Annotated in this window: 17 protein-coding genes; 9 read left to right on the top strand and 8 right to left on the bottom strand. The window is 50.0% G+C overall.

The window, feature by feature from the left end:
* Position 1 precedes the first annotated feature (1 nt).
* The 3 genes from KME12_15380 to KME12_15370 all read right to left on the bottom strand — a co-directional run bounded on the left by KME12_15380 (position 2) and on the right by KME12_15370 (position 4818).
* Positions 2-1510 carry a PAS domain-containing sensor histidine kinase gene (locus tag KME12_15380; protein MBW4489170.1) on the bottom strand — a complete coding sequence of 503 codons (1509 nt, stop codon included), beginning with the start codon at positions 1508-1510 and terminating at the stop codon, positions 2-4.
* A 102-nt stretch (positions 1511-1612) separates the two neighbouring features.
* Positions 1613-2365 (bottom strand): response regulator transcription factor, encoded by a 753-nt coding sequence (locus KME12_15375; protein MBW4489169.1) that lies wholly within the window; start codon positions 2363-2365, stop codon positions 1613-1615.
* 107 nt (positions 2366-2472) lie between these two features.
* On the bottom strand, positions 2473-4818 hold the full coding sequence (locus tag KME12_15370; protein ID MBW4489168.1) for a DUF4101 domain-containing protein: 2346 nt from the start codon (positions 4816-4818) through the stop codon (positions 2473-2475).
* Between the two features lie 492 nt (positions 4819-5310).
* Between KME12_15370 and pdhA the strand changes: the two genes are divergently transcribed.
* From pdhA to KME12_15345, 5 genes are all read left to right on the top strand, one after another.
* Entirely contained in the window at positions 5311-6345 is a 1035-nt protein-coding gene (gene pdhA, locus KME12_15365; GenBank protein MBW4489167.1) for a pyruvate dehydrogenase (acetyl-transferring) E1 component subunit alpha, read from the top strand.
* A gap of 264 nt (positions 6346-6609) precedes the next feature.
* Entirely contained in the window at positions 6610-7593 is a 984-nt protein-coding gene (locus tag KME12_15360; GenBank protein MBW4489166.1) for an alpha-ketoacid dehydrogenase subunit beta, read from the top strand.
* Positions 7594-7672: 79 nt separating this feature from the next.
* The gene (gene secD / locus KME12_15355; GenBank protein ID MBW4489165.1) at positions 7673-9097 is read left to right on the top strand and encodes a protein translocase subunit SecD; all 1425 of its coding nucleotides are present in this window, start codon (positions 7673-7675) and stop codon (positions 9095-9097) included.
* Positions 9094-10083, top strand: a complete 990-nt coding sequence (gene secF, locus KME12_15350; GenBank protein ID MBW4489164.1) for a protein translocase subunit SecF — start codon at positions 9094-9096, stop codon at positions 10081-10083. Before secD ends, secF begins: the two co-directional genes overlap by 4 nt.
* 45 nt (positions 10084-10128) lie before the next feature.
* Entirely contained in the window at positions 10129-10530 is a 402-nt protein-coding gene (locus KME12_15345) for a hypothetical protein (protein ID MBW4489163.1), read from the top strand.
* A 70-nt stretch (positions 10531-10600) separates the two neighbouring features.
* Here KME12_15345 and KME12_15340 read toward each other — a convergent pair whose 3' ends face one another.
* The 4 genes from KME12_15340 to KME12_15325 form a co-directional block, all read right to left on the bottom strand.
* On the bottom strand, positions 10601-11335 hold the full coding sequence (locus KME12_15340; protein ID MBW4489162.1) for an ABC transporter permease: 735 nt from the start codon (positions 11333-11335) through the stop codon (positions 10601-10603).
* A 165-nt stretch (positions 11336-11500) separates the two neighbouring features.
* A complete protein-coding gene (locus KME12_15335) occupies positions 11501-12394 on the bottom strand; it encodes an ABC transporter permease (GenBank protein MBW4489161.1) in 894 nt (297 codons plus the stop codon).
* Positions 12395-12433: 39 nt separating this feature from the next.
* On the bottom strand, positions 12434-13522 hold the full coding sequence (locus KME12_15330) for a spermidine/putrescine ABC transporter substrate-binding protein (protein MBW4489160.1): 1089 nt from the start codon (positions 13520-13522) through the stop codon (positions 12434-12436).
* 27 nt (positions 13523-13549) lie between these two features.
* On the bottom strand, positions 13550-14677 hold the full coding sequence (locus KME12_15325; protein MBW4489159.1) for an ABC transporter ATP-binding protein: 1128 nt from the start codon (positions 14675-14677) through the stop codon (positions 13550-13552).
* 326 nt (positions 14678-15003) lie between these two features.
* On the opposite strand from KME12_15325, the gene mrdA reads away from it, so the two are divergent.
* The 4 genes from mrdA to KME12_15305 all read left to right on the top strand — a co-directional run bounded on the left by mrdA (position 15004) and on the right by KME12_15305 (position 20663).
* Positions 15004-16818 (top strand): penicillin-binding protein 2, encoded by a 1815-nt coding sequence (mrdA, locus tag KME12_15320; protein ID MBW4489158.1) that lies wholly within the window; start codon positions 15004-15006, stop codon positions 16816-16818.
* A 290-nt stretch (positions 16819-17108) separates the two neighbouring features.
* A complete protein-coding gene (locus KME12_15315) occupies positions 17109-17690 on the top strand; it encodes a biotin transporter BioY (GenBank protein ID MBW4489157.1) in 582 nt (193 codons plus the stop codon).
* A 91-nt stretch (positions 17691-17781) separates the two neighbouring features.
* The gene (locus KME12_15310; protein MBW4489156.1) at positions 17782-18282 is read left to right on the top strand and encodes a lipoprotein signal peptidase; all 501 of its coding nucleotides are present in this window, start codon (positions 17782-17784) and stop codon (positions 18280-18282) included.
* 125 nt (positions 18283-18407) lie between these two features.
* Positions 18408-20663, top strand: coding sequence for a transglycosylase domain-containing protein (locus KME12_15305; GenBank protein MBW4489155.1), 2256 nt, complete (start codon positions 18408-18410; stop codon positions 20661-20663).
* 24 nt (positions 20664-20687) lie between these two features.
* On the opposite strand, the gene KME12_15300 is transcribed toward KME12_15305, so the two are convergent.
* The gene (locus KME12_15300; protein MBW4489154.1) at positions 20688-21011 is read right to left on the bottom strand and encodes a DUF1825 family protein; all 324 of its coding nucleotides are present in this window, start codon (positions 21009-21011) and stop codon (positions 20688-20690) included.
* Positions 21012-21133 lie beyond the last annotated feature (122 nt).

The following is a 21133-nucleotide window of genomic DNA, read 5'->3' as shown; positions in this document are numbered from 1 at the left end:
CTCAGCCTTTTACCAGCGGATGAGGTTGTTGGCAGGGTAATAAAACCTGCAACCACGCTCCTCCAGTTTCGGGATGGTTGTTGGCACTGACCGATCCTTGATGTGCCTCCACAATCTGTCGGACAATGGCCAGCCCTAATCCACTACTACCACTCCGTTGAGCTTCTGCTTCAGGGGGGGTGAAGTTGTGTATCTGTCCACGCTCGGTAGAAACTGTCAGGCTCTTGTTTTTTTCTGCCGCGATCGCTTCTAGAGAGGCAGCCCCATCGCTATTCTGGCTATTGGAACTGGAGGCTCCCAGGGGAGTTGAGTTTGGCACCTTGATCCGTTTGACGGCGGTTTGTCCTTCTGGAGCAGAACTGGCCCCGGAAGGACGCGATCGCGAAGGGTCAACTTGATAAAATCTGTCGAAAACGTAGGGTAGAGCGCTTTCAGGGAAACCTGGCCCCGAATCAATCACTTCCAAACAGATCTGCTGGTTAGGTGGCTCTGCGGGCTTGAGAGTGGCATCCTGAACACTCACCTGCACCCTGATTTCCTGTTGGGGAGGGCTGTATCTGATACTGTTATCTAGCAAATTGATTAAGACCCGGAAAAGTCGAGGACCATCGGCTTGAATCAAGACCACTTCAGGGCCTCGGTAGAGCAGGTGTAAATGTTTTTTGCGAGCTAGCGGTTCTAAGCTGAGCCAAGCGGACTGAATCAGCTCAGAGAGATTGAGGCTGCTGAGATTGAGGCAGTAAGGCGCACCTCGCTCAATTTGTTTTAGGTCTAGTAGGTCTTGGACTAAATTACTCAGGCGAATGGCTTCGTTGAGTAAGCGATCGATCCAAGTCCTGAGGGGTGGCTCTAGTCGAGTTTGTAGGGTTTCAGCTACTAAGCGAATGGAGGTCAAAGGCGTTTTTAGCTCATGGGCGACGTCTGAAGTCCAGCGATCGCGTTGCTGTGCCAGGGTTGCGGCTTCTTGACGGTTTTCTAGAAAAACTCCGACTTGCCCTGCTAACAAGGGTAATCCGCAGGCTCGTAGGGGGCAGGTTGGTTGGCGGGAAATGCTGGCGGGATCGGGACTACTCAGGTGAAATACCCACTCGCTATGACAAGGTTGCTGAGCATCACGGGTTTGCTCAATCAGTTGATCGAGTTCGTAAGAGCGGACTAATTCCAGCAAGAGGCGAGGTTTGCTGGATTCCCACTGCTGGATGCCTAGGATCTGCCGCGCTTGAGCATTACACCAAATTAATTGATTATCTTCATCCACCTGTACATAGCCGACAGGGGCGCTAAAAACGACCTGTCTCCAGGTTTCAATTTCTCTTTCGAGCTGTTGACTCAGGTGTTTTTGGTGGGCGATCGCGAGCGTTAAGCGGGAAGTCAAAGAAGTAGGCGATCCCAGAATCTCCGACTCTAGTTCTCGGACCAAAAAGTTCAGTCTGCGGTTCAGCCGGAGGCGATACCACCCTAGCAGTGCTAAACCCAGTGCCAGTCCAAACAGAAACCCTAGGAATTCCACAGTTGCGGTAATTGCGATCGCAGAGGGCAGTAATGTCTTCGCGTAGCGTTTCTACCAAAAATTGCTGAATCTAGTGTCATCGGCGTTTTCTAGCTCCTAGCTTTAGCCAAACCGATAGCCAAAGCCTCGTACCGTCAATAGGTATTCCGGATGACTAGGGTCAAGTTCTAGTTTTTCCCGTAACCAGCGGATATGCACATCCACGGTTTTACTATCTCCCATAAAGTCAGGCCCCCAAACTCGTTCAATGAGTTGTTCGCGCGACCAGACTCGCCGGGGATGAGTCATGAATAGCTCTAAAATCCGAAATTCTTTAGGTGAAAGATTAATTTCTTCGCCTCTCACCGTCACACGACATTCTTGAGGATAGAGGGTAATGTCTTGAAACTTGAGGGTTGTTTCGTGGCTCGGAGGCTGCGCATGACGATGACGACGGAGTAAGGCGCGACAGCGAGCGATCAGTTCTCGCATGCCAAAAGGCTTGGTGAGATAATCATCTGCCCCAACTTCTAGTCCCACCACGCGATCGGTTTCGCTGCCTTTAGCACTGAGCATGAGAATGGGGACGCTGTTGCCTTCATGACGAATCAATCGGCACAGATCTAGCCCGTTGATGTAAGGCAGCATCAAATCGAGGATGACTAAATCTAGCTGGGTTGCTTCAGCTTCGCTGCCTGTTTCGGATTTGAGAGTCAGCTCTAAAACACTGCGCCCATCTTCCGCAACCAGAACCTCATAACCTTCTTCGGTTAGCGCTAGAGCAATCGTCTCACGAATCAACTCTTCGTCTTCGACAATCAAAACTCGTCCCAATTTCAAGTTAGGTTGTGCCCTAGCCGCTTCTAGCGATAACATAGTTGCCATTTTTTGCAGTTATTTTTGGGGAACCCAGGCTGATCTTATCACTGGTCTCTTAGGCAATTAGCGATCGCATATTGATCACATATTTCTCTAGAGTTTATCTAGAGAACATTCATTTCGCGAATCAACCACCGACCGTCACGGCGTACCAAGTTGTACTGCACTCGGATGCTGTCACTGGTATAAGACGAGCTGCGATCGAGCTGACCGTTGACATAGAAGGCCGCAGCCTCACTCACTTCGGCATCCACTCTGGCTTGATTGGGATCAACATCGCTCATTTCGACGCTATCAATAGATCGGATGGCATGTTGGTACTGCCGATAGGAATCACTGCGTCTGTCGTCTGCGGCTTGTTGTTGCCACTGAGTCAAGGCAGAATCAACCAAGATTTGGTTCAACTGAGCGGTGGCGCGATTAGGACCGAGAGCAGCTGCTTTGGTCGATAACCAAGTTTGAACCACCTGCTGAGCTGCCTCCTTAGTCAAAGGCCCTGTGGCTGACTGAGCAACAGTTTCCGGGTCGGGAACGGCAATCAAAGGTTGGTCGAGCGAGATCATCGGTTGATTGGCTTCCAACTTGGGGCCACGAGCGGCCTGTAAGCTACTGAAAGCTTTGGTGGTTAGATACCCTAACGCTCCCAGGGACAAGAGGGCAATCACAAATAACAAAACTGGCTTGAATTTGCTAGGTGATGCTGCACCTGTGCCACTACGACGGGGTGGTAGATCCTCTGGATCGGGAACACGGAATCCATTGGCCACTTGACCCCGCGATCGCTCCCTAGGCGGTTGTCCTGCTTGAGTTAAGGAAGTGGGACGTTGCGAATCATTGGTACCACTCCCACCTGTGACCACTACGGAGGTGGCAGGCGGGTTAGAAGTTGTTGGGTTTCGGCTGGAGGGGGATGACGTTGGGTTAATGCGCTCTGGCTCAGCTGGCCCTGTTGCTGGAGAAACCGTAGTAACGGCACGAGTGGCAGGAGGAACCCTAGGGTCTGTCTCTACTGCTTGCTGCAAGCGGGTATGGACGGCAGATTGCGTAGGAGGATAGCTAGTCGTGGTACGCCAGTTAGCCGCGTGACCTGCTGTCGTAGGGCTAGACTGTCCATTGCTTCCAGCTTGGGTGGCAGCCCCCCAGCCATTTTGGCTAGAAGCGTTGGTAGGAGAGTGATTTGGCGACTCGTTAGGAAGCTCCTCTAAGTAGGCTTGCACTTGCTCGTCGGCAAAGTAGTCTTTCAAGGAAACTTGCTGCTGAGCTAAGTCTCGGAAATGAGGAAAAACTTCCTCTTGCAGCCAACGCTCACTGTAGAGACAAAGACCTGGCAACAAGTCTGGCGAACTTTGAGAGTTTTCTCGGATGAAGACGAGTGGCTCGTAGTCGTGGCTCAGCTCTAAAGCGCGGCTCGCTTCCTCAGTTTGACCGAGGAGTAAGGCGCAAACCGCTTGCTCTAAATGCACATCTTGGCGGCTACCCAGGCGCACTAGCATTGACTTTGCCCGTCGGATGAGGGCTGGCTCACGTTGAGCAAACCCTTGAGCCAGCAAAGCATAAACCGCTAAATAGGTCGCCACCGCCGAAGGACGACGCGCTTCTTCTTCAAACAGAGTTTGTTGCTCGGCTGCACTCAAGTAACCGCGCAACTGCTGAATGAAACGCAGAAAGTCGTCAATGTTGAGGCCAGATTGATCGGTGCCAGTCCCGTCGATTCCACCACGCTCCTGCAACATTTCTCGGAGCAAACGGAGTCCTTGGCGGCGCTCGGTTGTGCTTTCTTCCGGTAAAGCAAGTAGCTCCAGAACGCGATAGGGCCGTAACTTATATAAGTCAGTCTGTACTTCGCCCCGGACAGTTGCAAACAAACCTTCGCGTAGTAACAACTCCTGCCCAGCTTCAAGGGATTCTGCGGCATTTTCATATTGGCCCTGTTGCCACTGCTCTCGCCCTAGTTCCAAGCAAGCTAAAGCAACGGTTAGGATGATATCGGCAAAGACAATGTCCGGTTCGCCAAAGCGGCCATTCTTTAAATTGCTGTTGTTGCTGAGATAGGTACGCCCCAGTTTCAACACCAACTCATACTCACCTAGCTCCAACCAAATCAAGAGAGCCCCGACGAGTTGATCGTCGTGAATATCAATGCTGGGGGTGTAGGGATCGCTACTGGTGTCTGTTGATTCTGGGGTTCTAGTTAACGAGGTGCCAGGGCGATCGGGCTCAAGCTCGTAGGTTTTGGCGAGGAAATTAGCGTCATAAGCCTGACGTTGATCCGGATCGGAGAGAACAGCATAGGCTTCGTCAAGCAGCTGCTTTCGGGCAGCGATCGCTGCCTCAGAATATTCACGCCGAGGAAGTTGCAAGGCGCGATCGCGATGAGCCTGTTGCAACTGTTCAGCAGTGGCCTGGATTGGTAGGCCCAAAATTCGGTAGTAATCGAGCGGAATTCGCACGGTTCACTTCCCCAGCGGCAAGAAATAAGTATTAATCTGTGACAACCAATAAAGTTGCCAAGATAGTGCCACAATCATAACCCGTGACCCTCATTGGGGGAGTGTACCAAGATAAGGAAAAATTTGCGCCAAGTAATATAACTTTTATATAAGTTTTAACAGGTCAGCTCAGGAAACTCCAATCAACGGCCCCTTTGTCAGTAGCATCTGCTTTTTGATTCCCATAGGTTAGGCAAGGGTGACAAAATTTGATTTTTGGTTCCGGAGGACGCTATTTTGATTCAGGTGCTAGTGGCAAAACGTCAACACTTCAGCACCTCAAAGATGCGGTGTGCAGCTTCGCCCGGTATTGCCAAAACACTGAGAGCGCTATGCCTTCGTTGTAAGTAGACTGGGAAAACCTGGCAGGTACAGGAAGCCGACTTTCTTTAAGGAAGTCAAACTATCTCGATAAAATTTAGCTTGGTATTGCTGCGAGGGTACTACAAATCAATGGTTCAGGAACGGACTTTACCAGTATTTCAAGCTGCTTCAGCACAAATTACTAAAGAAGAAGGCTTAAGGCTCTACGAAGACATGATCTTAGGGCGCTTCTTCGAAGATAAGTGCGCGGAGATGTACTATCGGGGCAAAATGTTTGGATTTGTCCACCTCTATAACGGCCAAGAGGCTGTGTCAACGGGTGTGATTCAATCCATGCGGCCCGGTGAAGACTATGTATGCAGCACCTACCGCGATCACGTCCATGCCCTCAGTGCTGGAGTCCCGGCGCGCGAGGTGATGGCAGAACTGTTTGGGAAAGCGACAGGTTGCAGCAAAGGGCGGGGTGGCTCAATGCACCTCTTTTCGGCAGAGCACAATATGCTGGGAGGCTTTGCCTTTATTGGTGAAGGAATTCCCATTGCTTTGGGGGCCGCTTTTCAGAGCAAATACCGTCGGGAAGTCTTGGGAGATGAGACGGCAGATCAAGTCGCCGCTTGCTTCTTTGGAGACGGTACCACTAACAATGGTCAATTCTTCGAGTGCCTTAACATGGCCGCCTTGTGGAAACTCCCCATCCTATTTGTGGTAGAGAACAACAAGTGGGCGATCGGGATGGCCCATGAGCGGGCGACTTCTCAGCCAGAAATCTACAAAAAAGCCAGCGTCTTTGGGATGCCCGGTGTAGAAGTGGATGGCATGGATGTGATGGCCGTGCGGTCTGTGGCTCAAGAAGCAGTAGCACGAGCGCGGGCGGGTGAAGGGCCTACTTTGATTGAGGCGCTGACTTATCGCTTCCGAGGTCATTCTCTAGCTGACCCCGACGAACTGCGTACCAAGGATGAAAAAGAAGCTTGGTTGGCTCGTGACCCCATTAAGAAGTTTGCGGCTTACCTGATTGAGCAAAACTTGGTCAATCCAGAAGAACTCAAGGGAATTGAGCGTAAAATTCAAGCCACCGTTGATGAAGGGGTTGAGTTTGCGCTGTCAAGTCCTGAACCTGACGCTAGCGAACTGTATCGATTTGTGTTTGCCGAGGACGAATAATCTAGTCACCCTTGTAGCTGAAATCGGACAGGTGAGTAGCTTGTCCGATTTTTGTATGCTGTCTTTTGTCGGGGTGATTGTTTGTCGGGGTGATTGTAGGGCGGGCGATCGCGCTGCCTGTGCCTTGTCTGTAAGGCCAAATCTAATCCACGTCCGATATAATCATGGCTGCCCTCAACAGCTATGATGATTAACTTGGATCACCAAAGTAATTTCGACCATTAGTTTCGATCATTAGACTGTTGCCGCAACTCAGAGGTATCGATGGCAGAGACTTTCTTGTTTAACGCCCTACGTGAGGCCATTGACGAAGAAATGGCCCGCGACCCCTCCGTGCTCGTGATGGGGGAAGATGTAGGCCACTACGGCGGCTCTTACAAAGTCACGAAAGATCTGTACAAAAAATACGGTGAGCTGCGGATTTTAGATACGCCCATTGCCGAAAACAGTTTTACAGGCATGGCAGTAGGCGCGGCAATGACTGGGTTGCGTCCCATCATTGAAGGCATGAATATGGGCTTTTTGCTCTTGGCCTTCAACCAAATTGCCAACAACGCCGGGATGCTGCGCTATACGTCGGGTGGGAACTACAAAATCCCGATGGTGATTCGCGGGCCTGGTGGGGTAGGCCGACAACTAGGGGCAGAACACTCCCAGCGTCTAGAAGCTTACTTCCAAGCAGTTCCTGGCCTCAAAATTGTGGCCTGCTCAACTCCTTACAACGCCAAGGGTTTATTGAAGTCTGCCATCCGTGACAACAACCCAGTTTTATTCTTTGAGCATGTGCTGCTGTACAACTTGAAGGAAAATCTACCAGAAGCTGAGTACACGCTGCCTCTAGATAAAGCAGAAGTGGTGCGGCAAGGCAAAGATGTCACGATTCTGACCTATTCTCGAATGCGTCACCATGTTCTCCAAGCAGTTAAAACCTTGGAAAAAGATGGTTATGACCCAGAGGTAATTGATCTTATTTCGCTCAAACCTCTGGACTTTGATACCATTGGCGCTTCCATTCGCAAAACTCACCGGGTAATCATTGTCGAAGAATGTATGAGAACCGGGGGGATTGCCGCAGAGCTGATTGCCTCGATCAACGATCGCTTGTTTGACGAACTTGATGCTCCTGTTTTGCGCCTCTCTTCGCAAGACATTCCCACCCCTTACAACGGCACCCTAGAAAACCTAACCATTGTGCAGCCCCAACAGATTGTTGAAGCTGTGCAAAAAATGGTGGCCTTACGGGTGTAGCTAAGATAGGTTTGAGTGTTGAGGTTGCAACTTGGATGTTTATTCCAGCTCAACACTCAAAATTCCAAACTCAGAACTTATGCAAAGACAGCGTTCATTATTAGCTTTAATTCTCGTCCTCGTCATTGGGGCGATCTTTACCATCGTGCAGGTTCCTACACGACTAGGACTCGACTTGCAGGGCGGCTCCCAACTGACATTGCAGGTGAAACCATCCGAGACTGTGAAAGAAATCACACCACGGGTGATGGAAGCCGTACAGCGAGTCGTGGAAGGACGGATCAATGGATTAGGTGTGTCTGAATCGGTGGTTCAGACGGTGGGAGAAGACCAACTCTTGGTTCAACTTCCCGGCGTGAGCGATCCTGAACAGGCGGAGCGGGTCTTGGGGGGTACAGCCCAGCTAGATTTCCGTCAGCAAAAACCAGGGTCAGAAGCTCAACTGGCGGTCGAGTTTCAAGTGCGGCAAGAATTGCTGGCTAAGCAGGCAGAACTGCAAAAGCCAGGTGCTGGCAATGAGGCTGCACTGGCGGAAAACCAAGCGGCGATTAAGCGGAGTAATGCTGCGATCGCGGAACTCTTTGAGCGGACTGGTTTGACTGGAGAAAATCTTCAGGATGCTTCGGCTGAGCCTGCTTCAGCGAGTGGCAATAGCTGGAATGTCTCTCTAAGATTTGATCCTAAAGGGGCAACGCTGTTTGCAGAGTTAACCAAGAGTTTGGCTGGAACTGGACGCAGCATTGGCATTCTGCTAGATGATCGCTTGATTAGTGCTCCTACGGTTGGGGTACAGTTTGCCCAAACTGGTATTACGGGTGGTGGCGCTGTCATCGAAGGCCGCTTTACCGCTGAAGAAGCAAACGACTTAGCGGTACAGTTGCGGGGTGGCGCTTTGCCTGTCCCGGTTGAAATTGTCGAAAACCGCACTGTGGGAGCGACCTTAGGCAGAGATAGCGTCCAACGCAGCATCTATGCTGGCTTGGGTGGTCTGTTTTTGGTGTTGATCTTTATGGTGGTTTATTACCGCTTACCTGGAGCGATCGCTGACTTGTCCCTAGTGATTTACTCGCTGCTGACGTTTGCCAGCTTTACCCTGCTGGGTGTGACTTTAACTTTGCCAGGAATTGCTGGATTTATTCTCAGTATCGGGATGGCAGTTGATGCCAACGTTTTGATTTTTGAGCGTACCCGTGAAGAGTTGCGGGCTGGCAAAACCTTGTATCGATCCGTCGAGTCTGGCTTCTATCGGGCCTTCTCTAGCATTTTGGATAGTAATGTCACAACGGTAATTGCTTGTGCTGCCTTGTTCTGGTTAGGGGCGGGCTTAGTCCGAGGTTTTGCCCTCACGCTCGGTTTAGGGGTAGTAGTTAGTATGTTTACGGCCATTACCTGTAGTCGAACTTTGATGTTGCTGGCATTAAGTTTTCCAGCTCTCCGTAAACCCGAATTCTTTTGTCCTCAGGTGCCAGCGTCTAATCAATCGAAGGCAGAGGTGACGCCATGAAACTCAATGTGATGAAGCGGCGATCGCTGTGGTGGAGCATTTCACTACTGATTATTTTGAGTGGATTAGTGGCAATGGCCATCTCCTGGACTCGCCCTGATATCAAAGCGCCTTTGCGGCCTAGCTTAGACTTCGTGGGTGGAACTCGCATCCAGTTTGAACTGGATTGCACGCAACCCAACAACTGTGACAAGCCAATTAATGTTGGCAATGTTCGAGAATTGCTGGATCAACAAGGTCTTGCTGGCAGCAGTATTCAGGTCGTAGGGCAAGATCAGCGGGCAGTTTCCATCCGTACCAAAACCTTGAATGTGGATGAACGCACCAAGCTACAAGCCTCTTTGAGTGAAGCGATCGGTAAATTCGACCCTACAACCACCCAAATTGATACTGTTGGCCCAAGCATTGGCCGTCAGTTATTTACCTCTGGTATGTTGGCCCTGATCGTCTCTTTTGCAGGGATTATTGTCTATCTGAGCTTCCGGTTTCAGTTTGACTACGCTTTTATGGCGATCGTTGCTTTGTTCCACGATGTTTTAGTAACAGTTGGCATGTTCTCAATTTTGGGCCTAGTTTTTGGCACCGAAGTTGATAGCTTGTTTATTGTGGCCCTCCTGACGATTGTGGGCTTTTCGGTCAACGACACAGTCGTGATTTACGATCGCATCCGAGAAACCATTACCCTCAATCCTGAGCGACATATTGATGATGTTGTAGAAGAGGCCGTCAACCAGACCTTAACTCGCTCCATCAACACTACGCTGACTGTTTTGCTCACGTTGTCTTCTATCTTCTTCTTTGGCGGAGAAACCCTTAAAAACTTTGCCCTAGCCTTGATTATTGGTTTTACAATGGGTGCCTACTCCAGCATTTTTATTGCTAGTACCCTACTCGCTTGGTGGCGAAAGCGTAATGGTCAAGCCATCCCAGCAATGGCAGCAGGTTCACCAGCGCTGGATGCCTCTGTGAGTTCCGAGGATGCTTAACTTCTTGTTGCCGTAGCAATTTTTGCTTCGGGTTAGCTAGCAATTATGGAGCAGTCTGACAACACAGAACTGAGCTACAACCCCAATCTTTCACCAGAATTGATGAGATTGCATCAGGTGACTGTTTGGGGCCGCTGGTTAGTTGTGGTTTGCCTGTGGCTGACTGTTGGGCTGCTCAGTCTGTGGGGATTGCGAGGGGAGATTGCCCTGTGGAGGCAGTACTTTACTTGGGCCGCAGTACGCTATGGGTTTGCTTATAACCCAATTCCCACGTTTGGGCTGGCTTTGTGTATTGGTTTAACCGTGGCTACCTTGGTTTGGCAAAGCCGCAATATTCTCTTCGGCCTGCCTGCTCTAGAAAAAGAGCGGCTAGAGCGCCAAGCATATCGGATTCGCCAACAAGGACCGAGCCATCCACTGTGGCGCTGGGTTCATGGCGATCGCTAGACCCACATGAGTCAATTTGCTGTGATGAGTGAAATGAGCTGAAATGAGTTGAATGGGTTGACCGCCGCAGCTACTTCAACCGTTTTTGGGTGCCCTGATAGCGAATTGATTCAGCGACGAACGCGACAAAACCAGAGGCCAAGATTAAAACGACGCTGAGCGCATTAATATCGGGCTTCACCCCAGTCCGAATGCGGCTAAAAATTTCCATCGGCAATGTAGTTACGCCACCTCCAGCCGTAAAACTAGCGATGAGAAAATCATCCATGCTTAGCACAAAGGCCAACAAGCAACCAGAGACAATGGCTGGCATCAACTCTGGAAGCAGAACCTGAATAAATGCCTGAGCTGGGGTGGCTCCTAAATCAAGGGCCGCCTCTTCTAGGTGGGAATCCAGCCCAGTTAAACGGGTAGATACCACGATCGCGACGTAAGCCAAACAGAACACGACATGAGCGGCGACAATTGTCCATAAACTGAGTGGGATTGCCACTACTGCCAAGAAAACTAGAGTCGCAACCGCGATCGCGATATCCGGAATAATTAAGGGTAGATACGCAACACCCCGATAAAGCCCTTTGCCCGGAAAGTGATAGCGAGCTAACCCAACCGTCATCAGCGTTCCGAGCACTGCTGCGATCGCCACCGCCAACAGCGCCACCATCAAGCTGGTTTGCAAAGCTGACAAAATGCGTTCGTCGGCAAAAAACTTGCGATACCAAGCTAAAGTAAATCCTGCCCAACTGGCACTGTAGGCTGACTGATTAAAGCTATAAAACGCCAGCACGAGGATGGGCAAATACATGAAACCAAACATGAGCAGGGAGAACCACGCCTGCCAGGAAGCACGAGGTTTGGTTTTGGCTTGCAATCCAGTCACAGAGATATGAATCCTTCCAGCGATAGTGACCCGTAATCATCGATGATTGCACCCAGATAACTCAGCGATCGCCCCGAACTAGCCCTAAAACTAGCGTTGGGCCGTAGAATCGCCATACTTGATTAACAAAGCGATCGCAAGACTGACCGCCAAAATTAACAGCATACTCAAGGCTGACCCAAAACCCCAATTTTGAGTTGCCCCTAGAAATTGGTTGTAGATCAGCCGCGCCGCAGTCATGCTAGACGCACCACCCAGCAGTTCGGGATCGACAAAATCGCCCAACCCTGTAATAAAAACCAGTAGAGAACCCGCCGCAATACCCGGTAGTGTTTGCGGTACCGTCACCTTCCAAAAAGCTTCACTGGGGGGAGCCCCTAAGTCAGCAGCAGCTTCTAGCAACCGTCGGTCAAGTTTCTCTAAAGAGGCATACAGAATCAGAACCATGTAAGGCAATAAGCTATAGCTCATGCCGATTAACACCGCAGAACCGCTATTGAGTAAATTCAAAGGTGGCAAGCCAATGCTGGTGAGCAAGGTATTCAAAACTCCCGTGGGTCTCAAGATCGTGATCCAGGCGTAGGAACGCAGCAGAGACGAGGTCCAGAGGGGCAGCACAAAACAGAGCAACAACAGATTGCGCCAGCGACTTGGTGCTATCAGCGCAATCCAATAAGCGACTGGAAAGCCGAGTAGCAGACAGATGAGGGTGGTGTTGATGGCGAAGAAGAGCGATCGCGCGATCACCTGCAAATAAATCGGCTGAAAAATCTGAGTGTAATTCTGTAAACCTGATGGGTTGACGACATCCCCCGGTCGGATTCCCGGAACGAAACTCAACTCCAAAATCACTAGCGTTGGCAGCACCAGTAAGAGCGCTAGCCAAATGCCAGATGGCCCTAGCAAGACTAATGGCCCTAGCCACTTGGATTCCGGACGACCGATATCCGGTGCAGACGGAGTATGTTTGGAAGCAAGCGTCATGCGGAGAACCTAGATGGAGAGATTGAGACGACTATTGGCTTAACTGCTGGTTAGCTGCGTCCAGTAGCGCTCGTAGACTTCACTGAATTGACCGATCGGAGCAATTTGTTCACATTTAGCCAGGATTGAATCTGGTGGAAACAAATTGGTGTTGTTGCGAACATCAGGGGGTAGCAACTTGATGGCAGCTTGATTAGGCGTCGCGAACTTAAGGCGGTAACATACTTGAGCCATGATAGATGGCTGCAAAATGAAGTTTAGCCAAGCATAAGCCGCATCGGGATTAGGAGCTGATTTAGGAATCACCATCGTATCAGTCCACAAGGAAGTCCCACTGCTAGGAATCACGTATCTAAGATTGGGATTCTCTTGGGCCGTCATAATGGCATCTGCTGAGTACCCCATTGCTAGCCATAGGTCTCCCGCTACTAGTTGATCGCGCCATGCATCGGAAGTAAAGGTGGCGATCGCGGGTTTCAAAGCCACTAATTGTTCATAGGCTTGCTGCAACTGCTCCGGTTGAGTGGCGTTGTAGGAGTGTCCCAGCATCCGTAACGTTGCTCCCATCACCTCCCGCACGTCATTAATCAAGGTGATGCGCTGGCTTAATTGCTCCTGATTGTCCCAAAGATAATTCCAGTCTGTAGGTGCTGCTTTCAGCTTTTGCGTGTTGTAAATCAGTCCAGTCGTGCCCCAGCTAATTGGAATACTATGCTGATTACCAGGGTCATAGATCGGATTTTGGAATCGGGGCAAAAGATTGTTAAGCCCATCTAAGCGGTTGTGGTCTAGCTCGCTCAAAAGACCCACTTCGCTCATCTGCCGCACCATGTAGTCAGAGGGTGAAATAATGCTGTACTCCGAACCACCCCCTGCTCGGATTTTAGCCAGCATCGCCTCATTGGAGTCAAAGACATTGGCAATCACTTCAATGCCAGTTTGCTCCCTAAAGCTCTTGAGCAGATCTGCGTCTGTGTAGTTAGACCAAGTATAAATATAGAGCTTATTGGAGGCGCTAGGCGGAGCTGCTGATTGCCTGACTTGGGCTAGGGTCCAGCCACAACTAGAAAGAGCCAGCCCAGAAACAGCGGATGCCGTAGAGTTAAGAAATTGTCGTCTCGTTGCCATGCTGTCTAGAAGAGGTGGTTGTGCTGCTTAGGTTGTCAAAGCTAGACAATCTGTAGCCGCCCAGTAAACGTAAATTGGAGTTTCAGAGTCGGGAAGGGCACCTACGGTATTCGGCTGCATGACAGTGACGCGATCGCCCGAAAGCAGTTCCACTACATAGTGAACATGCGTCCCCAAATACATCACATGCTTCAGCCGCCCCTCAAAACAATTATGGGACACACTAGGCGTATACAAGCTCACCTGCACCTTTTCAGGTCGAATACTCAGAACCACAGGTCCAGTAACCGTTGAAGTCTCAACCTCTGCCAGTTTGGCGATCACTTTAAGTCCAGTTTCTGTCTCTACCTGGACGGCCTCTGTATCTGCTCCTACCAGCCGTCCTCTAAAAAGATTGGTATCCCCAATAAAATCAGCCACAAAAGGAGTGCGGGGCTGTTCGTAAATCTGATTCGGAGAGCCAATTTGCTCAATTTTGCCTTCATGCATCACTGCAATTCGGTCTGACAAGCTGAGGGCTTCCTCTTGGTCGTGAGTCACCATCACAAAAGTGATACCCAACTCTTGATGTAAATTGGAAAGCTCCACCTGCATTTCTTTGCGCAGCTTCAGGTCTAGAGCGCCTAAAGGTTCATCAAGCAAAACCACAGCCGGACGATTGACTAAAGCCCTCGCCAAAGCCACCCTTTGTTGCTGTCCCCCCGATAACTGAGCTGGAAACCTCTGGGTATAAGACTCCATCTTAACCAGCTTCAAGGCTTCACCCACTCGGTCTCGAATTTCGGCTCGACTTTGACGTTTAATCCGTAAGCCAAAAGCAATGTTGTCCCAGACCGTCAAATGATTGAATAAGGCGTAACTTTGAAAGACTGTATTGACAGGGCGGCGATAAGGCGGAATCTGATTCATGATTTGACGCCGAATCAGTACTTCCCCCGCAGTCGCAGCTTCAAAGCCCGCAATTAAGCGTAGCGTCGTAGTTTTGCCGCAGCCAGAAGGCCCTAGGATGCTAAAGAATTCACCTTTGTGAATACTGAGATCAATACCTCGAACGACTGCCTCACCATTAAAGACCTTAAACACCTTGCGAAGTTCAACATCAAACTCGGTGTCGGTACTGGTAGTATCCTGACGCTGCACAGCAGTCTGAGACATAGCGGCGATTTCCTGCGCTGATTTCCCCACGAATCCAAGACCAGACTCGATTCCTGCCTTTCGGGCGAGTTTAAATCTGACTTTGGTTTATTTTATTCCGTCTAACCTAGGTTGCGAAATTGGACTGTTCTACCTTATAACTTGCCCAAACTAGCTTTCCCGATCGAAAGTTGAACACTGTTAGCAAATAACTTTAAACAGTTAACTCAGCAGATGTGCAATAATTCTTCACTCAATCAAGATTCCGATCCCGTCAGAGAGACTCGCTGTAGACTAGGTAAAAACTCACTGCGACGGCTCTCCCCAGACCTAATTTTTCGGACCCTATGACTCTGACACAATCTCATCCCGTCATTCAACAACCCGCTTCGCGTACCGTTGGCCGAAAATACCAATCCCTAGGTTTCATGCTGGTTGTCAGTTTATTCATGTTGGGTGGAATTGGCGGTCGCTTGGCTTATTTGCAATTGGTTGAGGGGGACCGTAATCGCCAGTTGGCAGAAAATAATCGCATTCGGTTAATCCCTAAGCAACCAGAACGCGGCAAAGTTTTGGACCGACAAGGCAACATCTTGGCAGGTAGTCGCCTATCGCATTCGGTTTTTCTATGGCCGTTAGCGCGTAAGCAGTCTGAGTGGCCTAGCACTTTGCAGCGACTTTCTCAGATTTTGCAAATTCCCGAAGCTGAGATCCAAAAGCGCTTGGAACAAGCAGGTTATACCTCTCCCTACCTGGTGCGGATTGCGAGAGGTGTGAGTCCTGCCCAAGTCACCGCTTTGGCGGAGTATTCCAGTGAGATGGAGGGAGTAGAAGTGGATGCTGAAGCTGTGCGCTACTACCCTCATGGTGACTTGGCCGCTCATGTGTTGGGCTATACGGGGGAGATGAGCGATGAGGAACTGGACAAGCGCAAGGATGAAGGGTACCGTCTTGGCGATGTAATTGGCCAAATGGGGGTAGAAGCCGCCTATGAAAAACAACTACGGGGAGAATGGGGCGGTCAGCAAGTCGAAGTTGATGGCATGGGCCAAGTCGTCCGTATTTTGGGTGAGAAGCAAACCCAGGCTGGTAAGGATGTGCGCCTAACGTTGGATTTGAAGTTGCAAAAAGCGGCAGAAACAGCATTGGGCGATCGCAAAGGGGCGATCGTGGCAATGGACCCGAGTAATGGTGCAGTTTTGGCAATGGTCAGCCGTCCTGCCTTCGATCCCAATCTCTTCTCGACCCGAATTACAGATGCTCAGTGGCAACGCTTACAGAGCGAAGACCACCCATTTGTGAATCGAGCGGTGCAAGGGTATCCCCCGGCGAGCACCTTCAAAATTGTGACGACCACAGCCGCGATCGAGTCGGGTAAATATTCTCCTGATACAGTCCTCAATACCTATCCTTCCATCACCGTTGGGGGGATTGAATTTGGTGACTGGAACCGAGCTGGATTTGGCGTTTTAGGCTTTGCAGGCGCTTTGAAATGGAGTAGTGATACATTCTTCTACCAAATTGCGATGGGGATTGGCGACCAAATTCTCATTCCCTGGACTCGACGCTACGGATTCGGCCAGAAAACAGGCATTGAGCTACCCGAAGAGGCGGCGGGTCTGGTGCCAGACGATGCTTGGAAACGCAAAGAATTAAGGGAAGGCTGGTATCTGGGAGACACAGTCAATATGTCGATCGGTCAGGGCTTTCTGCAATCTACGCCTTTGCAAGTAGCGGTGATGTTTGCGGTGCCTGCTAACGGTGGCTATAAGGTCAAGCCTCACCTCTTGAAAGACAATGAGGCTGCTCGCAACTGGCGCGAATCTCTAAATCTGAAACCTGAAACTATCGAGATTTTGCAAGCAGGGTTACGAGAGGTGGTGGACGGTGGTACGGGCGAAGCTCTCAATGTCACAACGCTGCCGCCCACAGCTGGCAAGAGTGGCACTGCCGAGGATTTTGGCCGAGAATCTCATACTTGGTTTGGGGCTTATGCTCCTCTGGATAAACCAAAAGTGCTAGTTGTGGCCTTTGGAGAAAACTCTGGTGGCGGTGGTGGCTCTTTTGCTGCTCCGATGGTACGGCAAGTTCTAGAAGCTTACTTTAATCCTAAGAAAACTGTGACTCAGCCAGCTGCAGTAGAACCAGTTTTGACAGATTAAGGCAATTTGGGTGCGACTACCTGCTGCATACCTGAAATTGCTGGGATGCCCAATGCCTTACTTTCGATCCAGAAGGATAGGTATTTCCACTCCAGTGATACAATGCCAACACTAAAGGCAAATCAATTGATGTTGCTTCTGATGCTAGTTGGTTCTCAAGCGCTGTAAATAGGCTTTTACAGGCTTAATTGATATCAGCGCTTTAGATCTTTGAGGTAGCTAAACCTCTAGCTTAAGAGAGGATAGTTTTGTTACTCCAGCCCCCCTCGCTTTGTATTCTTGAACCAATAGTGGCCGCTCCCATTGAACTGCTGTGGGCCTTCATTGGCCTAATCCTAACAATTGGTGGAACCCTTGTAGAGGCATCGATTACCAGTCCACCTTGGAGTTGGGATACCTCTGGCATTCAAGCTTACCCATTGGGAGTTTCTTGCCAAATTGGAGCGGTGTTACTGGCTAGTTGTTTGGGGGGTAAAAATGCTGGAGTTCTTTCTCAAATTGCTTACTTAGCATTGGGCTTGGCAGGATTTCCGGTTTTTACCCAAGGCGGCGGCATTGGCTATATTCGTGAGCCTATGTTTGGGTACTTGCTGGGTTTTGTCCCAGGAGCTTGGATCTGTGGCCTACTCGCCTTTAAGGCTCCCCCACGTTTAGAGTCGTTGACGTTTAGTTGTCTTTGTGGCCTGCTAACCGTCCACTTAGTGGGTTTAGTCTATTTGATTTTTGGCTATCTCTTTAGCTGGGTGAATACTAGTGTTCCGTTCCTAGAAGCAGTGCGAACGTACTCCTATAATTTTCTCCCCGAGCAATTGGCTCTCACCTGTGCTGTCACAGTTGTAGCCTTTGCCATTCGGCATTTGATGTTTTATTGAGGCAGCCTGAATCAAGCCAGCTTTTGTTGTGTATGCTCTGGCATTGCTCGGTGGTTACCCTGTTGGTTTTAAATTCTCTGACCCAGTTGCCATGAATTGGAAGAATCGTTTGTTTTGGCTCACGGCTCTCATCAGCTTAGTGTTAGACCGCGTCACTAAATATTGGGTTGTGACTCAGTTTGACCTCACGATACCGCCGGAGTCTTGGCCACTATGGCCTAATGTCTTTCACTTTACCTATGTAACCAACACGGGTGCTGCTTTCAGCCTATTTAGTCAGGGAGGCGACTGGCTACGCTGGTTGTCTCTGGGTGTTAGCCTGGTTTTGGTGGCGCTGGGTTTGTTTGGGCCTAAGATGAATCGGTGGGAGCAGGCTGGCTATGGCTGTATTTTAGGGGGTGCGGCTGGCAACGGCATTGATCGATTTCTGAACGGTCGAGTCGTGGATTTTTTGGATTTTCGTTTAATTAATTTTCCGGTCTTCAATATAGCCGACGTGTTTATTAATGTTGGAATTGTTTGTTTGTTGATTGCTACTTTTAGACAAGATTCCTCCCAGCCAGATTCTCATCCTGATTCTTCCCGAAAATAGTTAGGATGCTGTTATGTTTGCTTTGCGTGATTGGAACGGTTAACGGCAACCTGATTGGCCTAACTCCAGTCAAGACTGATTGATACCGTTACTCAGTTGTTCTAGCCGAATTTTGTTGATAGTGAATGACTCCTCCCCAGCCGCCTCGCCAATCTAAAACTCTGTTGGGTAACTTAACCCAAGCAGTGCAGACCATTCAAGCCAAAATTGACTTCTCGAAGCTGGCATTAAATCCGAATGCGAGGGTGCCAGAGCTTTGGGTTCAAGATGCGGGAGCAGATAAGGCAGAAACTTACCCGCTATTGGGCGATCGCTACCTGTTGGGACGGAGTTCTAAGTCCTGTGACATCGTGGTGCGCAATCCAGTAGTGAGTCAGATTCATCTCTCTCTGATTCGCGATCGCCAGCAGCAAACTCCTTTTGTGATCAAGGATGAGAACTCAACCAACGGCGTTTATCGAGGCAAGCGCCGCGTCACCACTTCCACGCTGTATCACGGTGATGTCTTGACGCTAGGGCCGCCGGAGTTGGCAGCAGCCGTTCGTATTCAATATCACAACCCACCCCCGTGGTATGTCAAAGCGTTTCGTTATGGCCTCTATGGGGTGAGTGGTCTGACAGCGATTACAGCCTTATTTGTTGGCGTTGAGTGGACTAAGTTTTCGGTGCGTCCTTTGCCCAACTCTATTCAAGGGCCAGTCATCGTCTATGCCCGCGATCGTGAGACTCCGCTGAGCCCTCCCCGCAACAATGCTCACTTAGAGCTGAAAAGGCTTTCAGATTTTTCTCCTTATTTGCCCAAGGCTGTGATTGCCTCGGAAGATAGCCGATTTTATTGGCATTTAGGCGTTGATCCGATTGGAATCCTACGAGCTTTATTAACCAATATTCGAGGCGGAGGAATTCGGGAAGGAGCTAGCACCATTACGCAGCAGGTGTCTCGTAGCTTGTTCCGAGACTATGTGGGCACTCAAGACTCCGCTGGGCGCAAACTCCGAGAAGCGATCGTAGCGTTCAAGCTGGAAATGTTCTACAGCAAGGACGCGGTGCTGAAGACTTACTTGAATCGGGTGTATTTGGGTAACGGTAACTTTGGCTTCGAGGATGCGGCTCAGTTCTACTTTGGCAAGTCGGCTAAAGATTTAACTCTCTCAGAAGCGGCAACCTTAGCAGGTATTTTGCCTGCCCCCAATAGCTTTAACCCGATCCGCGATTACCAAGCGGCAGTGGAGTACCGCGATCGCGTGATTAACCGGATGGCGGCAATGGGGATGGTGAGCTTAGAGGAGGCTCAACGAGCAAGGCGATCGCGAATAGAAATTAATCCTAGGGCTAGAGAAATTCTAGAGAGCATTCGGGCTCCTTACTTCTACAGCTACGTGTTTGATGAGTTACAAACTTTGCTGGGGCAGCAACTAGCAGAAGAAGGCAATTTTATTGTTGAAACCAACCTAGATCTGCAAATGCAGACCCTAGCAGAAACCGCTCTGCGAAACTCAGTAGCTAACGCAGGCGCAACCTACAACTTCTCTCAAGGGGCGATCGTCACCCTAGACTCTACGAATGGCTCTATCTTGGCTTTAGTCGGTGGCATCGATTATCAGCAAAGCCAATTCAATCGCGCCACCCAAGCACTACGCCAACCTGGCTCGACCTTCAAAATTTTTGCCTACACCTCAGCTCTAGAGCAAGGAATTTCGCCGGGAAAGCCTTATTCCTGTGCACCTCTAGATTGGGGTGGCCAATCGTTTAATGGGTGCGTGGCTGGGGGTGGCAGTTTGGACATGTATAGCGGTCTTGCTGGCTCCGAAAACCCAATCGCCCTTAGAATTGCTCAGGATGCTGGCCTTGACAAGGTTGTACAAACCGCCCGACGCATGGGAATTCAGGCCAACCTCAATCCTGTGCCAGGGTTAATCCTGGGCCAAAGTGAAGTCACACCGTTGGAAATGACAGGTGCTTTTAGCGTGTTGGCCGATCGCGGAGTGCGCCATCGTCCCCATGCCATTCAGCGCATTTTAGATAGCAGCGATTGTCAGGATCGCAATAACTTGCAAACCTGTCGAGTAATTTATTCCTACGACCAAGATTCAGAAGCCAATGTCTCGGTGTTGCCGCCAGAAGTCGCAGATACCATGACAGGGCTGTTACAAGGGGTTATCCAAGGCGGCACGGGACGCAGCGCTGCTTTAGGGTTAGGAGAAGCTGGAAAAACAGGAACCACCAACGATAACGTTGATCTCTGGTTTGTGGGCTATATTCCCAACCGCTCTCTAGTCACGGGGATTTGGTTGGGCAATGACAACAATGATCCCACCACAGGCAGTAGTGGACAGGCCGCTCAGTTATGGGGTGAGTACATGGGCCAGGTTGTTCGTTAATCTAGGTTTCGTGTACCGAAACTCTTAAGATGGTTTTTCGACCTCAGCCTTCATCCGCTCCAAGGTGAGGTGCATTTGATCGAACATTTGTTGAGGTGTCATGCCAAACTGGCCTAACTGAGTTTGCAGCTGCTGAACGGTCATTTGAGCCATGAAATCTTCTGACAACTCAAAGCGCTTCATGAAAATACGATAGCGCTCCATCATAGATTCCATTTGCTCAATGAAGAGCTTTTTACCTTCGCGGTCAAATTTGCCGTAGCCGCTTCCCAGTTGCACTAGGGATTGATAATCTTCGAACAACTGCTTGGCTTCTTGCTGAACAATTTCTGAGTCAAAAAATCCCATTGCTGTTTCTTGGGTCAACTACCGTGCTCACTCAATGAGAAGCGACGATAGGCTTCACATTGCTTATCTCAATTTTAGTGCAGCACTTGACAGCCGAATAGTTGCGCGAATCCGTACCTCAG

The sequence above is a fragment of the Trichocoleus desertorum ATA4-8-CV12 genome (assembly GCA_019358975.1).
GTDB classification, from domain to species: Bacteria; Cyanobacteriota; Cyanobacteriia; order FACHB-46; family FACHB-46; genus Trichocoleus; species Trichocoleus desertorum_A.
This window is presented reverse-complemented; position numbering and strand designations above follow the sequence as displayed.

Coding starts and splice junctions, on each gene's coding strand:
- KME12_15375 (MBW4489169.1), bottom strand. CDS start 2,365: ATGTTATCGCTAGAAGCGGCTAGGGCACAACCTAACTTGAAATTGGGA.
- KME12_15345 (MBW4489163.1), top strand. CDS start 10,129: ATGGAGCAGTCTGACAACACAGAACTGAGCTACAACCCCAATCTTTCA.
- mrdA (MBW4489158.1), top strand. CDS start 15,004: ATGACTCTGACACAATCTCATCCCGTCATTCAACAACCCGCTTCGCGT.
- KME12_15325 (MBW4489159.1), bottom strand. CDS start 14,677: ATGTCTCAGACTGCTGTGCAGCGTCAGGATACTACCAGTACCGACACC.
- KME12_15330 (MBW4489160.1), bottom strand. CDS start 13,522: ATGGCAACGAGACGACAATTTCTTAACTCTACGGCATCCGCTGTTTCT.
- KME12_15335 (MBW4489161.1), bottom strand. CDS start 12,394: ATGACGCTTGCTTCCAAACATACTCCGTCTGCACCGGATATCGGTCGT.
- KME12_15305 (MBW4489155.1), top strand. CDS start 18,408: ATGACTCCTCCCCAGCCGCCTCGCCAATCTAAAACTCTGTTGGGTAAC.
- KME12_15300 (MBW4489154.1), bottom strand. CDS start 21,011: ATGGGATTTTTTGACTCAGAAATTGTTCAGCAAGAAGCCAAGCAGTTG.
- KME12_15310 (MBW4489156.1), top strand. CDS start 17,782: ATGAATTGGAAGAATCGTTTGTTTTGGCTCACGGCTCTCATCAGCTTA.
- pdhA (MBW4489167.1), top strand. CDS start 5,311: ATGGTTCAGGAACGGACTTTACCAGTATTTCAAGCTGCTTCAGCACAA.
- secD (MBW4489165.1), top strand. CDS start 7,673: ATGCAAAGACAGCGTTCATTATTAGCTTTAATTCTCGTCCTCGTCATT.
- KME12_15340 (MBW4489162.1), bottom strand. CDS start 11,335: ATGTATTTGCCCATCCTCGTGCTGGCGTTTTATAGCTTTAATCAGTCA.
- secF (MBW4489164.1), top strand. CDS start 9,094: ATGAAACTCAATGTGATGAAGCGGCGATCGCTGTGGTGGAGCATTTCA.
- KME12_15360 (MBW4489166.1), top strand. CDS start 6,610: ATGGCAGAGACTTTCTTGTTTAACGCCCTACGTGAGGCCATTGACGAA.